Genomic DNA, 14894 nt, shown 5'->3' with positions numbered 1-14894 from the left:
ACGGCGGCAACCGGCCAACATCCGCCCACCAGAAACAGAGGATGTGACCATGGGCCCTCTGCCCATCGACCAAGCCGCGCACAAGCTGCGCCTGCTCCACGACGTCCAGGCCCCGGGATTCACCGGCCGGGTCTTCCGCGTCTGCTCCACGCCGAGCCCGTGCGGGGAGCTCACCGAAGCCGAGTACGCGCCGTACCTGGCCGCGGCCGACGGCAAGCACAATTCCTACATGCGCCACGGCGCGCCCTGGGCGCCCGGTGACCTCGCCTACGAAGTCACCGTCAAGAACACCGTGGTGGCCTGGCTCCCCTACGACGGCATGCCCCGTGTCATAACGCGCGACTTCGGCGACCGCGCGATGAACCAGGCCCGGGACCTGGCCATCCTGCACCTGGGGAACGACCCCGCGACGCAGCAGAAGCTCGCCGACGAGCGCGGCGACATCGACCGCCTGTCGGTCGGCGGCTTCCGCCGCGTGATCTTCGAGCACCTGGAGCGCGCCGCACTCGGCAGCAAGTACAACGACTTCCCCACCGATATGAGCGTCCGCGAGTGGTTCGCCATGCGACGCCAGGAGGAGCTGGAGAAGGAGCAGGCGCAGCCGCAGCAGTCGTGGCGAGCGAAGCAGGGCTATCCCCCGTACGTGCCGAACCCCACGGTGGCCTACACCGACGAGCAGCGGCGCGGCTGGGCTCTGGAGGCGGCGCACTACCTCGCCGCGTTCCGCGACCGGTACCCGCACGAGTACACGCTCTGGACGACCGATCAGCACTGGTCGTCCCACGGCCGCGGCAGGCCCGGCCCGCTCCAGGTTGCTCCCGGCGACCGCATTGGCATCAGCGATCACCGCGAGCTGCTGCCCGCCGTCGTCCTGACCGCGCAGCCGTGCGAGGACCACCAGCGCGGCACCGTGCGCACCGAAACGCGGGTCGTCACGAACCAGTGCATGCACCGCCGGAACACCGCCCATGAGTCCACGCTGCTCCCCGAGACCCGCGCCCTGTGGGCGCCGGTCTGGGACCAGCTGGCGGCCGCCGACCGCGACACGGCCCCGGCCATCTGACCGGTCACCGCTGACCAACCCCACGTTCCCGGCCGGGCGCGGCAACGCCCGGCCGGAAACCCCCAGCCCACCCACCACAGGAAGAGAACCCGTGTGAGCACCACCGAACAGCCGACCGTCCCGGCCGCCCCCCAGGGCACCGACCGCACCGTGTATCTGGCCGAACACCTGGCCCCCACCCCGCGGAACATCGCCTCGGCGACATCAGCTGTCGCCGTCATCACCGCCGCAGGCTGGCAGCCGGTGACCGGCTACCCCGGCGCCGATACGCACTGGAAGGTGCGCTGCCTGGTCTGCGGCTGGGAAGGGCTGCGGTTCTACAGCCACCTGCGCCGCGGCCGCCCCGTCTTCCGTCACGACGGCTGCCTCCCCCTGGCCGAGCAGGCCGCCAAGCTGACCGAACTCACCGCCCAGCCCGCACCCACCACGTGCACGTGCATCATCGCGCACCCCACCACGCCCGAACGGGCCGAGCAGGTGCTCAAGGCCCTGGCCGAGGCCCGGCAGGCCGGGGATCCCGTCGGCATCACGATCGGCCTGGCCCAGCTGCTCAGCCCGTGCCCGGCCTACGCCGCCCGCCGCGCCGCACTGGACACGGCCACCGCGTAACCGCCCCCACCGCGGGCCGCATCCGCGGCGCGCGCTCCGGCCGCACTCGGCCCCCCAACCGGTGCGGCCGGGGCACCCGCCCGCCCGAGCCGGCAGGCCGACACCCGCCCGACGGCCTCACCCACCGGGAGCTCCCCGTGCGTCGCACCGGGCACCATCCATCCGTCACCGCGCTCCTGCTGATCACCGACCGGCCCGAAGGCGGCGGCTGTACCCCGCTCCCCGGTGGGCTCACCGTCGGCCAAGCCCACGTGGTGCTGGCCCACGAGGTCGAGGCAGGCGACCTGTGGATCGCGGACTTCCCGGACGGCGAGTCCGGTGTACGGGAATCCGACCACTTCGAGTTCCCCGTCACCGCGCAACCTCGCCCCTACGGCTCCTACTGCGACCGGAGTTGCGAGAGCTGCGAGGACGAGACCGGCGATGCGACGGACGCGGCCGTCCTGTACCTGATCCTCGGCCGCGACGAAGACGGGACGTGCCTGGACGCGTTCCGCAACGAACCCGTCCTGATCATCCGTGCCGCCGAGATCCCCTGATCCGGCGGCTCCTTTCCCCGGGGGCGGGCGCGGCAACGCGCGTCCCCGGGACCAACCCACCACCGCCCGGCGCTCGCGCCGGCACCACCTCGGAAGGCAATTTCATGCACCAACCGAAAATTGATGTCACCACTCCCGAAGGCGAATGCATCGCCGAATTGCACACCCGGATCCGCGAGGAATTCGGTGAAAGCGACGGCTGGAACGGGGGCGACCTCGTAGAGATAGTCGAAGCGTGGTTCGACGGTATGGGCATCGACCCCGACAGCGACGACCCGATCCCGCCGCGCGACGACCTGCGCGAACTCGCGGCCGCCGAACCGGACACCGCGCCCGATCCGACGCCGGTCGTGGACCGCACCGGCCTGCCGGGCGGCTCGTTCTATCTGGGCGGGCCCAACGGACGAGGTGGCAGTTTCACCACGCCCGGAGCGGGACGCCTGTACTCGGCGCGGCCGGACGGACACGGCAGCTTCGTGATCCTCCAGTACGGAACGCCGGTCAGCAACGAGGACACCGCCGCACTGCTGGACTACCTCACCGGACCCCGCCGGGTCGTGGTCAGCGTCTGGCGGCGCGGCACGACCGCACACGAGGACCAGCAGATCACCGAGCACACCACCGTGGTCACCGACGGCCCCCACCCCGACGACTGCAAGGCCTGGACCGGGTGGCTGACCGAGCACGCCACGACGTGGCTGGCCGAGCACAGCGCCGAGCCCGGCCGCTACCACGTGTGCGCGGCCGACACCCGCGCCGCCCAGTGCTCCGGCTGCCGAGGACTGTGGCCCCTCGGCCGCTCCATCGGCATCACGCGCGTCACCTCGACCGCGAGGCGCCCCCAGGACCACAACACCACCTCCTGATCTGCCCCCGTCTGCCCGGCCCGGGCGCGGCAACGCCCGGGCCGGGTCCCGATCCGCCAAGGAGCCCCATCGTGGAGCTACAGCCCAGCCTGTTCGCCGCGCAACGGCCCACCCCCCTCGGGACGGTCACCCGGGCCCCGCACCCGGACCTCACCGAGTACGACGTGATTGCCGTCAGCGACTCCGGCGGCAAGGACTCGTTCGCCGCCATGGCCACTACCGTCAACCAAGCGCGCGCCACTGGCGCGGCCGACCGCGTGTTCACCTTCCACGCCTCGCTGGGCCCCCTGGAGTGGCCGTCCGTCGACTTCGGCGGTCGCCGGTACCCGAGCACCGGTGAACTGGCAGCCCTGCACAGTGCCGGCTGCGGCATCCCCACCGAGCGGCACATCGAGGTCCAGCGCACCGCCCAGGACGCCGCCGGTGAACTCGTCCCCTACCACCTGCTGACGTACGTAGCCGAACGCGGCATGTGGCCGGTGCGCGGTGATGCCCAGTTCTGCACAGGGGACTGGAAGACCAAGCGGATCTTCGCCGCTTGGACGCCGATCGTCCGCCAGTTGCGGCCCGAACTGGGCCGCCCGGTGCGCATCCTCAACGTCCTCGGACTGCGCGCCGAGGAGAGCCCTGACCGTGCCAAGCGACCGGCCTACCGCAACGTGCTCACCAACGGCCAGCGGCACGTGGACGAGTGGCTGCCGATCCGGGACTGGACCACGAAGGCGGTGCGGGAGCGGTGCGACGAATCCACAGTTCCCCATCACTGGTCGTACGACTCGGTGCCTGGCGCAGGGGACTGGCTCGGGTCCACCCGGTGCAGCTGCTCGATCTGCATCATGGGAAGCCGTCCAGACCTGATTCTCTCCGCTCGGCGGCGTCCGCGACTGACCAGCCTGTACGCGGAGGTCGAGCAGGTGCGCGGGCACAGGTTCCGTCAGGACCTCTCCATCGCAGAGCTGATCACGATGACCAAGCAGCGGGGCGGGCCAGCGCCCGGGATCGTCCTGGCCGACGACGAGCCCGAGTTCGAGTTCATGGCCGCCGCAGTCAGGACAGCGCTCGGCCAGCCTCCCCGGCGGAAGCTGGAAGTCGACCCAACCGCCCCACGGCAGCTTGATCTCCAGGGCTTCGGCGACTGCGGAGCCTGCGCCCGGTGGGAGGTAACGCCTGGTCAGGGGGCGTCCGGATGAGAGGCGGAGTTGACCTCACTCCGCGAGAGGAGTATAATTACAATCGTTGGAATCGGACGGCAATCCGGCTTCAGCCCACCAACGTCACATTCCGTGAAGGAGAACCGCTCCATGTCCCAGCGCCCCGGCCGCCCCGAGCTGTGTGTCGTACAGGCAACGATCAACCGCCCCGACGGAGGGGGCGCAAGCCTGATCGCCTTCAGCACCAGCGTCGACGGGCCGAACACTCCGTTCGCCCGCGCGCCGTGGCAGCTGTCCCTGGTGGCCGGGTACATCGCAAGCCTGCGCCGCGACTCCACCCCGGCAGACGTGGAGTCCTTCACCAAATACCTCACCGGCCGCGCCACCGCAGCCGTCCCGGCGGCCGTCACCCCCTACTCCTACGCCCCCCTGCACGACCGCCGCGTCACCTGCCTGATCGATCTCGCCTTCACCCCGGGCGCGGGCACCACCGGCTGGCCGGGGGTGTCCCTGGTGGTCCTGGAACAGGACGCCGACGGACCGAACACCTGGGGCCGCGTCCAGCGCCGGCGCGGCTACCTCGGCGTCGTCTCGTACGCGCTGCTGGAGATCACCGCCGAGCAACAGCACCTGGCCGACCTCGCGCGGGGTGGTGACGAGGACGCCACGCGGTTGCACTCTCTCGCCGGTGAGGTGAGGACCTGGGTCACCAAGATCCGCAAGTCGGCAAAGGCCGACGACACCCTCACCCAGGCCGCGACGGTCCGCCGCGGTATCCGCCGCTCCTGAAGTCACCGACGCCGGTCCGGAGCCCGCGCTCCGGACCGGCGGACCGGCGGACCGCCAGCATCCGCTCACCGCGCGGCACCGGCCGCGCGCGGGAGGACTCACCACCCATGCATCCCTACGTCTCCTACCGGGACGTCCGGTATCTCCGCGCAGCTCACCGCGGCCACTTGAACGTCCTCACCGAGTTCGAAGCCGTGCGCGGCTTCGTCGACACCTCCGACCGGATCCCCTCATACCTCGGGCCGGCCCCCGCTGCCCTGCTCGACAACGGATGGCTGGTCTACAGGGGCGAGCGGCTGGCGCTCACCGCCGCCGGCCGCCGCGCACTTGGCGCCTACGACCGCCACCTCGCCGAGCTCACCGCCCAGCCGTCCGTCGTGACCCGCAATCCGCTGAAGGGTGAGCTCCACGACCCGGCCGAACCCCTCCGGCGGCTACGACACGCGCACACCGGTGCCGAGATCCCACCCGGCGATACGGTGCGGGACTCCAGTGGCCTGCCGGTCACCTACCTCGGACCCACAATGTCCAGCCACGACAACGGCAGGTCGTGGCTGCCCGGGTTCAACGCCCGCGTGCACTACCCCGCCCACGGGCCCTGGCTGCTAACGCCCGCCGAACTCCGCGCCGTCTACGACCCGGAGCCCCCCAGCGCCGTCGACGGCCCTCACCTGACCGGACTCCGTCCGGCCTGATGACCTCCGGCCCGTAGCGGCAACTACGGACCGCCGGCCCAGCCCACCGACCCCGCCGCGGCCACACCGCACCGGAAGGACCGCTCATGTCCCACACGTTCGAACAGCTCAGCCTGGACGGCCTATCCCAACGTTGGAGGCAGCGCCGACACAGCTGGCGGCACACCTCCGAAGGCGGCTTCGACCCCGCCCGCTACCAGACCCGCCCCCTGCCCTCCGCTCCGGCCCGCGCGTTCGTGACCGAGCATCATTACAGTAGTTCGTGGCCCGCCATCCGACTTTCCTACGGCTTGTACGATCGCGCGGCCAGCCCACGGGGCGGTGCGCTGGTCGGCGTCCTCGCCCTGGGCGTCCCGATGCACGCCACGGTCCTTTCCGGCGTGTTCCCGGACGTGACGCCCTACAGGAGCGCGCTGGAACTGTCCAGGCTGGTCCTGCTCGACTCCTGTGAGGCCAACTCGGAGAGCTTTTTCGTTGCGAAAGCTCTGCACATGGCGGCCGCCGTCGGCATCCGCGGAGTCTTGGCACACAGCGACCCGCACGTCCGGCAGCGCACCACCCCCACCGGCACCGAGCAGTACCTGCCCGGCCACTGGGGTGGCTGCTACCAGGCCAGCAACATGTCGTACCTGGGCAAGACCCGGCCCCGCACACTCGTCATGCTGCCGGACGGGACGATCCTGTACGACCGGTCAATCTCCAAGGTCCGCGCCCTGGAACCCGGACACGGCGGCGTCGAGCGCCGCCTGGTCCAACTCGGCGCCCGCGCACGAGCTCCCCGCGAGCCCGGCAGGCAGTGGATATCCGAGGCCCTGGCCACCATCGGCGCGACCCGGCTGCGGCACTCGGGCAACCACCGCTACGCCCTGGCCATCGGCCCGCGCTCCCAACGGCCCCGGATCCACGGCACCGTGCTCCCGTACCCGAAACCCCACGCCGAGGCCTTCACGGTCCAGTGAGGTTCTTCCTGGGCAGCCACATGCCGCACTGGCTCGGTGAGCTGGACGTGTCGCTGTGCATCAACCGCAACCGGCTGGTCAAACGCAAGACTTTCCCGCGGGCCCGCGCCCCGTGGGCGCTGGACAGCGGTGCCTTTACCGAGTTGAAGGAGCACGGCCGGTGGCGCATCACCGCGGCCGAGTACGCCGCCGAAGTGCGCCGCTATCGCGACGCCATCGGCCAACTGGTGTGGGCTGGCCCCCAGGACTGGATGTGCGAACCGTGGGTGATCTTCGGGAAGAACATCCACCTGCCGCGCGGGCACCGCGACCGGTTCGAGGGCACGCGCCTGGCGCGCGGCCTCGAACCGGACGACCCAGAGCAGGACCTCACCGAGGCTGTGCGATTCCACCAGGAGCAGACCATCGCGAACTTCCTGGAACTGAAGCGGATCGCCCCGGACCTGCCGATTATGCCGGTGATCCAAGGGTGGACGCTCGCCGACTACGAGCACTGCCTGCGCCTGTACGCGCGTGCCGGCATCGACCTCGCCGGTGAGCCCATCGTCGGCGTCGGCTCGGTCTGCCGGCGGCAGGCCACCGCCGAAGTCGGCGCCATCATGACCACCCTCGCCGATCGCGGACTGAGGCTCCATGGCTACGGCGTCAAAGCCCACGGCATCGCCGCGTACGGGCACCTGCTCGTTTCCTCGGACTCACTCGCGTGGAGCACCGGAGCTCGGTACGGCAAACGACTGCCCGGCTGCACCCACCGGGCCGCGAAATGCCAGAACTGCCCGCGCTACGCCCTCCGGTGGCGCAGCCGGATCGTCACCACTGACCCCGGTTGGCGCCAACTCGCCCTCACCGAGCCCCTCGACACACAGGCATGACCCCAGTAAGGAGGCGCCCAATGCCCCAGCGAGAGTGCCGCCGCAGCCGCTCGCGGCCGATCCCCTTCACGTGCCGCCGCGGTGTCAGCCACCGCGGACCCTGCAGTCCGTTCACCCATCCCCCGCAGCCACCTGCCGACCCGGCGGCACAGGGCGCGCTGCTTGCAATGCGCCGCGGCGCCCCGCCCGCACCTCAGCCCGACGACCACACATCCGCCTATGCCGACCCTCACTACCAAGGAGGCGACATGCCCCACCGCTGCACCCTTCCGCCCTCGGACTGCCAGCTCGACACCGGCCACCCCGGCCCGTGCAGCCCCTTCCCCCGACGCTCGTTCCTCGTCCCGCACGCCCCGCTGATCGTGCACGTCTGGCTGCACCGGCCAACCGGTGCCGCTGGCGTCTCCCACATCCGGCGACTCCCCCAGGGCTGGCCCACGGCAGCGCATGGCGAGCGCCTGATGGAGGCAACGCACTCGCTGCCCTACCGGCGGGAGGATCCCTGGTCACCCCGCACCCCCAGCGACATCGAGGAGGTCTTGCAGGCCTTCGGGTGGCGGACCATCTCCCGAGCCGCGGCCGCACGCACGCTGACCGGGAAGTTCACGGTGCCGCGCCCCGAGTGGGGTAGTGGGATCATCCATTCCGCCGAGCCGGATGACGTCACCTGGCTCGTCACGGAATTCGAAGCGGTGGCCTTCGCTGTCCGCCAGCCTGCCCAGGTTTCCGGACGCCCCGCGGCAACGCCTCACAGCGGGCGCCCCCTGATCCGGCACACCGGTTACGGCCGCGTCCTGGTGCTGTGCCCGGCCGGCCACCTGGTCCAGTCTGTGCTGCTCACCGACTGGAGCGGATCGCAGCTGGCGGTGCGGTGCGCAGATCCAGACTTCACGGTCGACTGCGACGGCAGCAGCGGGTGACCGCGGCCGGGGGTCCACGTTGGCCGGCTCGAGTTCCGAAGTTGACATCCACTCCGGAAGTGTGCATCATTGTAAGTGTCGGTCGCGGGAGCGGCAGACAGAATGATGGCCGGCAGGAACACCTCAAGAGGTGTCGGCCGCGGGCGGCAACCCCGACCGAACGTCCTACCGACCATCGGTACTCCAGCCCACCAAAGGAAGGAGTACCTCCAGTGTACGGGCCCCCGACCCGTGCCAGCAGCCCGTCCCACCAGACTCTGCGGAGGTCCCACGACATGGCCAAGCAGCCCAACCCCGAGTCCCGCATCTTCAACGGCCGCGCCGTGGTCAACCGCGACTGGATGGCCGAGCAAACCGGTGCCAGCCGTGCCTCGGTCAATCTCTGGTACACCAAGCGCGCCGAGCAGCCCGAGGACGCGCGACACCCGGAGAAGGCCGTCACGATCGAGCGCGTCGACTTCTACGACCAGGAGGAGTTCGAGCGGTTCTACGCGGCACACCAGGAGCGCAAGAAGGCGAAGGTGCTACCCAGCGACCCGGCCCTGTACGAGGGCGACGTCGACGACGTGCTCTCCATCAACCAGGCCGCCGAGCTCCTCGGCTTCACCGATGGCGGCGTCATCCGCAAGTACCTGAGCATGGACACCGGGTACTTCCCCCAGCCCGTCGGGACAGTCGTCAGTCCCAGCGGCCGCCGGCAGATCGCTGCCTTCCGCCGCGGCGACCTGCAGGACTTCGACCGCCGCCGGACCGGCGACGGCACCGGCGCCGCCGGCCGCCCCGTCGGGCCGCAGCCGCGCGAGCGCAAGCCCGAGACCTTGGAGCGCGTCGAGACCGCCGTGGCCTACCTGCGGGAACACGGCTATCAGCGCGGCGTAGGGGCCAAGCTTGCTGTCATCCACGGTGAGCCGGCCTGGAAGTGGGAGCGCATCGTCAAGGAAGCCCGTGAGCGCCTGGAGTCCGGCGCCGAGTCCTGATCCCGCACGGCGTCACCAGGACGCCTCAGGGTCAGCGTTGATCGGCTCCGGCCCGCGTGCCGACGGTCCGATCTCTCATCCAGTGGTCCGCAGACTGCCTGCGGGCCACTGCTCTTTTCACACGCCCCCGAAATCTCCCGCCTTTGTGCACCCCAGGGAACTGGATGCGCAGCTGCGCAGCGCCCGGTGTGCTCCGTGCGCAGTGGTCCATGCGCAGCGCCGTCCCCTCGTCCGATGCCCACAGCGGGACCTGCGCGTCCGGGCCATGCGCAATCACTCGGTAAGTGTGCCGTGCGTCGTCGGTGCGCAGCGTCTGCGCACCGACGACCCGCCGAACGGCTCGACACTCCCAGCGCTTCCGCACGGAAGACCTGCTGCCGGCTCAACAGCGTTACTCCAGGCTCGTCCAGCGCTCGAGGAAGGCCTCAGCCTGCAGGCGACGGCAGATGGTCAGGCACCCACCGGATCCACAACTGTCGGGCCGTAGGAACACGGTGAGTGGTGGCGCCCCTTGTGACCTGCGCTGGTGAGTGATGTCGCCGCAGCTCACCGGGGATTCGCAGCTACTCACCGGCTACTCACCGACATGACTGATGCCGAACTGTGATTTTTGCCCCCCTAAATCGGTGAGCGAATCGGTGAGTGGTGTCGGGCTTGATGGAGGACGTCCCCCCGCGTCTCCACCCTGGGAGCCCTCGCATGACCACACACGTAAACCAATCGCCACCACCGACGGCCACGTCCGCAGCCCTGCACGCTCCACGTCCGTCCTTGCACGCATTGCGCACAACCCGCAGGGGGGTGTCGCTGGCCCGGATCGGGGTGTGGGCGGCCTTGGCGGCCGGTCCGCTGGCGCTGCTGGCGAATTGCGCAACGCCACGTACGAGCACAGCGGTTGCGCAGCCGAAGGCCCCCGCCGCGGCTGCGGTGCGCATCGCCGATCCGGCCGGCGTGGCCGCCCTGTTCACCGATCTGTGGCTGCGCAGCGGCAGCACCGACGACCAGAGCGGCACTGCGCAGGCGGTGCGCGCGCTCGCGCCGACCGTTGCTCTGCCGCAGCGGTCTGGCAAGCCGGCCGGGCAAGCGCTGCAGCGCACGGTTGCGGTGCGCAGTGTCGAACTCGGCCGCGACACCTGGTCCGTGGTCGTCGCAGCTCAGTTTGCCTCCTCTGGTGCGCAGGGGGCTTCGACAACGCCGACTGCACGGCTGAGTTCGGTCCGGTATTTCGCCGTGCCAGTTCTGTCGTCTAACCACAGCGACGGGGCGGGCGCGTTCACGGTGACGGCGCCGCCAGCGGAAGTTGCCGGGCCTGCGTCGGCTCCAGTGCCAGAGTCCGGGCTATCCCGTCCGCTGCCGTCCAGCGGGCCGGTCGCACGGTCGCTGCAGGAGTTCTTCGCCGCCTACCTGACTGGCGTCGGCGAGGTCGACCGGTACCTGTCACCGGGGACCGCGCTGGCCGCCGTGCGCGGCACCGGATATCGGTCGGTGGGCGTCGACCAGGTCGACGCGGACAGCGACATCGCCGACGGCGCTGTCCCGAGAGACGGCCGACGCGTGACGGTACGGGCGCAGGTCACCGCGACGGATCCGGCCGGAGACCAGTGGCCGCTGTCGTACGTGCTGTCCCTGACTGCCCGGGACGGGCGGTGGGAGGTCACAGCCCTGGAGGCCGGAGCCCCACCGGAGACGACGCGCGTCCCGACGGCCTCCAGCGCAGGTGTGACCGCGACCGGGGGTGAGGGCCGATGAACACCACCGGGCCGCTGATGGCGGGAAAGTTCGCCGACGTCGGTAACTCACTGATCAGTCTGGTGGGCAGTTGGGCGGAGCGGTCGCTGCCGATCGTGCTCACTGTCATCGTGGTGGTCACCGCCGCCCGGAAGTTCTCCGTGAAGGCCGCGGTCGGCGCGTTGATCGGGCTGGCGTTGTGCATGGGCCTGTATGCCTCTCGTGACGTGCTGTCCGATGCGTTCACCGACGAGATCAACAACCCGTCCAAGGGGTCCGGCGTCATAGAGCGGACCATCACCGACCTACCCGCACCGCTGCCCTCCGGGGTAGCGGGTACGGCGGGCGGTGTGCTGTGAGCGCCGTGGCGGAGCGGGACCGGGTCGCCCGTGTCTATACCTCGGCGCGGCGGCATCCGTGGGTGCTGGGCAAGTTGGGCGACTTCACGTTGCCGTTCGGCCCCTACACACCCGCTCAGCTGATGGTCATGGCCGGTGGCGCGCTGGTGCTGATCAGGACGTTCTCCTGGTGGTCGTGGCTCGGGCCGTTGCCTGTCGTGGCGTGGGGGGTGGCGATCTGGGCGGCCCGCGGGACGAAGATCGCGGGTCGGTCTCCGATGGCGGCCGCCGTGGGTTGGGTGATGCTGATGGCCGCGCCTGGGGCTGGACGGATCGGCGGCCGCGCCGTCCGCGACCGACGCCCCCGCACCTTCCATGGCGCGTTTGTCATCGAAGCCGCGCCCACGCCGTCGTCCCGGCGGCGCCGCCCGGCGAAGCGCGACCGCCGAGCCGCCGCTTCTGAACGCCCCGCCCCGGTCCGTCCGGTCAGTGGCCTGTCCCAGCTGCTCCACGACACCAACCCGACGCTCGGAGGCATGCGATGAGGATTCCGTTCCGGCACATCGCCGGGCATCTGGTGTGGTCGTCCTCCGGCACGGTCTGGGCCGTCTGGCGGGTGGGGCCGATGGGTGCCCGGTACGTGCCCGCTCGTGTACGGGACGAGCTGCTCGGGCGGGTGACGGGCTTGGTGCGCTCGTTGGCGGGGGCACCGCGGTTGTTCGGCCTGGCTGCACAGGTGGATCCCGGGGAGATCGCCGAGCAGATGGTGACCGGCCTGGACTGGCAGCGCCTGCCGGCGTGGCGGGAGACGGCGGCCGCGTCGCTCCAGATGCTGGCCGGGCAGGAGATGCACCGCCGCACTTTGTGGCTGGCGGTCCCGCTGACGACGCCGGGTGGCTCGTACCACCTGTCGGCCACGGTCCAGGCGATGTGGTCGGAGCTCGCGACCGTGACCGGTCTGCCTCCGACGCCGGTTCCGGAAGCTGAGGTCACCGAGTACACCAAACAGGCCGACCGGGTGCAGGCCGCCCTCGGCGGGGGTCTGTCGCTGCGGCCCGCGTCTCCGGCGGAGATCGTGTGGATGGTCCAGCACGCCCTGCACCGCGGCCTGGACGAGCCGCTACTCGCCGACGCCGAGGCCTCCGTACTGTACGGCGGTTCGGTGCGGGACGGGCGGCTTCGTTCCCCGTCCTACGCCGACCTCGGACAGGTACGCCTCGCCGAAGGCGGCCGCCCCTCACCGAGCACGTCCGACGACGGCGGCGACGGCGCGAACAAGGCTGCTCGGCGGAAGGCTGGGAACGGGGGACGCCCCTGGTGGAAGCGTGACGAGGGTACGTCCCCGCTGGTTCGGCGGTGGCTGCAGGTCGAGTGTGCGGCCGGCACCGGCTACCAGGCGCACCTCGCGCTCGCCGAGCTCCCGCCCTCCCGCGCAATCGACACCTCCGATGTGCTCGCCCAGTTGGAGGGCCTGGACTTCCCCGTCGACTTCACCGTGGACCTGCAGATCGTGCCTGCGGAGAGGGCCCGGCAACAGGTGCAGCGCAAGAAGCGTGAACTCTTGGACCAGGCCGAGCAGTACGGCGCTCAACCGACCGGGATGCCGCACTCCCTGCCCCACGCGGCCGGGGACCTGGCAGAGGAGGACGCCCGGCTCTCACGCAGCGGCGTCGAGGTCGAGGTCCAGTCGGTCACGGTGTTGACCGTGTGGAGCGAAGACCCGGTGGTGTGCGACGCCCGGGCCCGCACGTTGGAGGCGGTGCTGTCGGGGGCGGACTACCGGGCGATCCGGCCGCACGGCATGCAGGAGCAGCTCTTCGCGCTCGGTCTGCCCGGCGCCGTCCGGCCGGGCGTGGTGCGGGAGTTCACCCAGCACCAGCTGTCGCAGGACTGGGCTGCGACCGGTGCCTTCACCTCGATGTCCGTGGGCGACCCCACAGGACTGTTGGTCGGCGTCGACCTGGACTGCGGAACGATCCGGCCGGTCCTGCTCAACATCGCCGATGCACCGCAGCGCAACGCGTCGGCATCGGTGGGCATCGTCGGCGACCTCGGTGCCGGCAAGAGCGTCGTGGAAAAGCTGCTCACCTCATCCGTCGTGGACCGGGGCGGGCGTGCAATCGTCATCGACCGGACTCCGGTCAAGGAGTGGGCCGGCTTCGGCCGGTCCGCCGCTGGGGACCGCTGCCAGGTCATCGACGCCGCGAAGGCGGAGTTGTCGATCGACCCGCTGCGGGTGTTCGGCGGTCGCACCGGCGCCCACTACGCCCTCAGCTATCTCACCCTGCAGTTGGGGGTGGGTCCGATGACCGCGGCCGGCGCCGTCCTCCACCACGCCGTCGAGCAGGCCGCTGCCCACCGGCAGCCGTCGATGGCTAAGGTCCTGGACGTCCTCACCGACCTGGCCGCGGACGACCAGGTCCCGGGCACTCGACGGGACGCGGCCGCCACCATGGCCGACCTGGTCGGCATCGTCGCGGGAAACCCCCTCGCCGCGATGGTGTTCGATCCGAGCCTGCCGCCGGTCTCCCTCGAGGGCGACCTCGGCGCCGACATGGTCGTAGTCACCACCGCAGGCCTCACTCTCCCCCCGAAAGAGGCCTTCGGCAGCATCGACGTGCTGCGGCAGCAGCCGCTGGAGGCGCTGATCGGCCGGGCGGTGCTGTACCTGATTGCCGCGCTGGCCCGACAGGCCGCGTTCACCGACCCGAGCCGGTTTTGTGCCGTCGCCCTCGACGAGTGCTACTGGCTCACCTCGAGCGCGGAAGGCTCCGCGCTGGTCTCCGAGATCCTCCACGACGGCCGCAAGCACGGCGCGGGCGTCATCCTCGGCGCCCACGACGTCGACGAACTCGGTCCGGACGCAGGGCTGCTCGCCTACAAACTCCTCGCCCGCACCGGAGACCACGCCCGCGCCGCCAAGGGTCTGACGTTCCTCGGCCTGGACCACGAGTCCGAAGACCTGATCCGGCTTGTCACCACCGGCCTGTCGCCGGTCGGACAGCCCGGACGGGAGGGCGAGATGCTCCTGCGCGACCCGCGCATGAGCGTCGGCCGGATCAAGGTCCACGTCCCGCCCGTACCGCGAATCGAAAGTGCCATCTTCACCACCCCCGGAGCGCATCCGGGCGAGACAGCACGCGCCGGAAGTGCGCCCACGTTCAAGGGAGAGTTCGTATGAGCCCCCGCCCCCGCGGGGAACTGCGCCTGGCACTGTGCGCCGTGACGGGACTCGCCCTCGTGCTCTGCAGCGCAGTCACCTGGCTGCTGCCCCGGTCGGTGACGACACCGGCAACAGGTCTGGCGCCGAGGCCGACATCCACGACCGCGGTGGCCGCCCACAGCAGCCCGTGCGACCAGATCGTCGGACCGGCCCGCGCCTACTGCG

15 protein-coding genes are annotated in these 14894 nt (G+C 70.8%); all 15 read left to right on the top strand.

Annotated features, from left to right (window positions below):
• Positions 1–49 precede the first annotated feature (49 nt).
• The gene (locus PV364_RS26685; RefSeq protein WP_319662862.1) at positions 50–1063 is read left to right on the top strand and encodes a hypothetical protein; all 1014 of its coding nucleotides are present in this window, start codon (positions 50–52) and stop codon (positions 1061–1063) included.
• Between the two features lie 93 nt (positions 1064–1156).
• The gene (locus tag PV364_RS26680; protein WP_319662861.1) at positions 1157–1672 is read left to right on the top strand and encodes a hypothetical protein; all 516 of its coding nucleotides are present in this window, start codon (positions 1157–1159) and stop codon (positions 1670–1672) included.
• Between the two features lie 137 nt (positions 1673–1809).
• Positions 1810–2211 (top strand): hypothetical protein, encoded by a 402-nt coding sequence (locus PV364_RS26675; protein WP_319662860.1) that lies wholly within the window; start codon positions 1810–1812, stop codon positions 2209–2211.
• A 104-nt stretch (positions 2212–2315) separates the two neighbouring features.
• Entirely contained in the window at positions 2316–3077 is a 762-nt protein-coding gene (locus PV364_RS26670) for a hypothetical protein (protein WP_319662859.1), read from the top strand.
• A 71-nt stretch (positions 3078–3148) separates the two neighbouring features.
• Positions 3149–4267, top strand: a complete 1119-nt coding sequence (locus PV364_RS26665) for a phosphoadenosine phosphosulfate reductase (protein ID WP_319662858.1) — start codon at positions 3149–3151, stop codon at positions 4265–4267.
• A 111-nt stretch (positions 4268–4378) separates the two neighbouring features.
• A complete protein-coding gene (locus PV364_RS26660; RefSeq protein ID WP_319662857.1) occupies positions 4379–5017 on the top strand; it encodes a hypothetical protein in 639 nt (212 codons plus the stop codon).
• A 107-nt stretch (positions 5018–5124) separates the two neighbouring features.
• On the top strand, positions 5125–5712 hold the full coding sequence (locus PV364_RS26655; protein ID WP_319662856.1) for a hypothetical protein: 588 nt from the start codon (positions 5125–5127) through the stop codon (positions 5710–5712).
• Between the two features lie 86 nt (positions 5713–5798).
• The gene (locus PV364_RS26650; RefSeq protein ID WP_319662855.1) at positions 5799–6671 is read left to right on the top strand and encodes a hypothetical protein; all 873 of its coding nucleotides are present in this window, start codon (positions 5799–5801) and stop codon (positions 6669–6671) included.
• On the top strand, positions 6668–7543 hold the full coding sequence (locus tag PV364_RS26645) for a hypothetical protein (RefSeq protein WP_319662854.1): 876 nt from the start codon (positions 6668–6670) through the stop codon (positions 7541–7543). The genes PV364_RS26650 and PV364_RS26645 overlap by 4 nt, the downstream gene beginning before the upstream one ends.
• 248 nt (positions 7544–7791) lie before the next feature.
• The gene (locus tag PV364_RS26640; RefSeq protein WP_319662853.1) at positions 7792–8463 is read left to right on the top strand and encodes a hypothetical protein; all 672 of its coding nucleotides are present in this window, start codon (positions 7792–7794) and stop codon (positions 8461–8463) included.
• 275 nt (positions 8464–8738) lie between these two features.
• Complete coding sequence (locus tag PV364_RS26635) at positions 8739–9440, top strand: hypothetical protein (protein ID WP_319662852.1); 702 nt, start codon at positions 8739–8741, stop codon at positions 9438–9440.
• Between the two features lie 801 nt (positions 9441–10241).
• Positions 10242–11189 carry a conjugal transfer protein gene (locus PV364_RS26630; RefSeq protein ID WP_319662851.1) on the top strand — a complete coding sequence of 316 codons (948 nt, stop codon included), beginning with the start codon at positions 10242–10244 and terminating at the stop codon, positions 11187–11189.
• Positions 11186–11527: a hypothetical protein gene (locus tag PV364_RS26625; protein WP_319662850.1), complete on the top strand. Its 342-nt coding sequence runs from the start codon at positions 11186–11188 to the stop codon at positions 11525–11527. The genes PV364_RS26630 and PV364_RS26625 overlap by 4 nt, the downstream gene beginning before the upstream one ends.
• A gap of 5 nt (positions 11528–11532) precedes the next feature.
• A complete protein-coding gene (locus PV364_RS26620; protein ID WP_319662849.1) occupies positions 11533–12051 on the top strand; it encodes a hypothetical protein in 519 nt (172 codons plus the stop codon).
• On the top strand, positions 12048–14687 hold the full coding sequence (locus PV364_RS26615) for an ATP-binding protein (protein ID WP_319662847.1): 2640 nt from the start codon (positions 12048–12050) through the stop codon (positions 14685–14687). Before PV364_RS26620 ends, PV364_RS26615 begins: the two co-directional genes overlap by 4 nt.
• The last annotated feature ends 207 nt before the right edge of the window (positions 14688–14894 follow it).

It is taken from the genome of Streptomyces sp. MI02-7b (genome assembly GCF_033793585.1).
Taxonomy (GTDB): Bacteria; Actinomycetota; Actinomycetes; order Streptomycetales; family Streptomycetaceae; genus Actinacidiphila.
The sequence above is the reverse complement of the archived record's forward strand: the minus strand, read 5'-3'. Positions and strand labels throughout refer to the sequence as shown.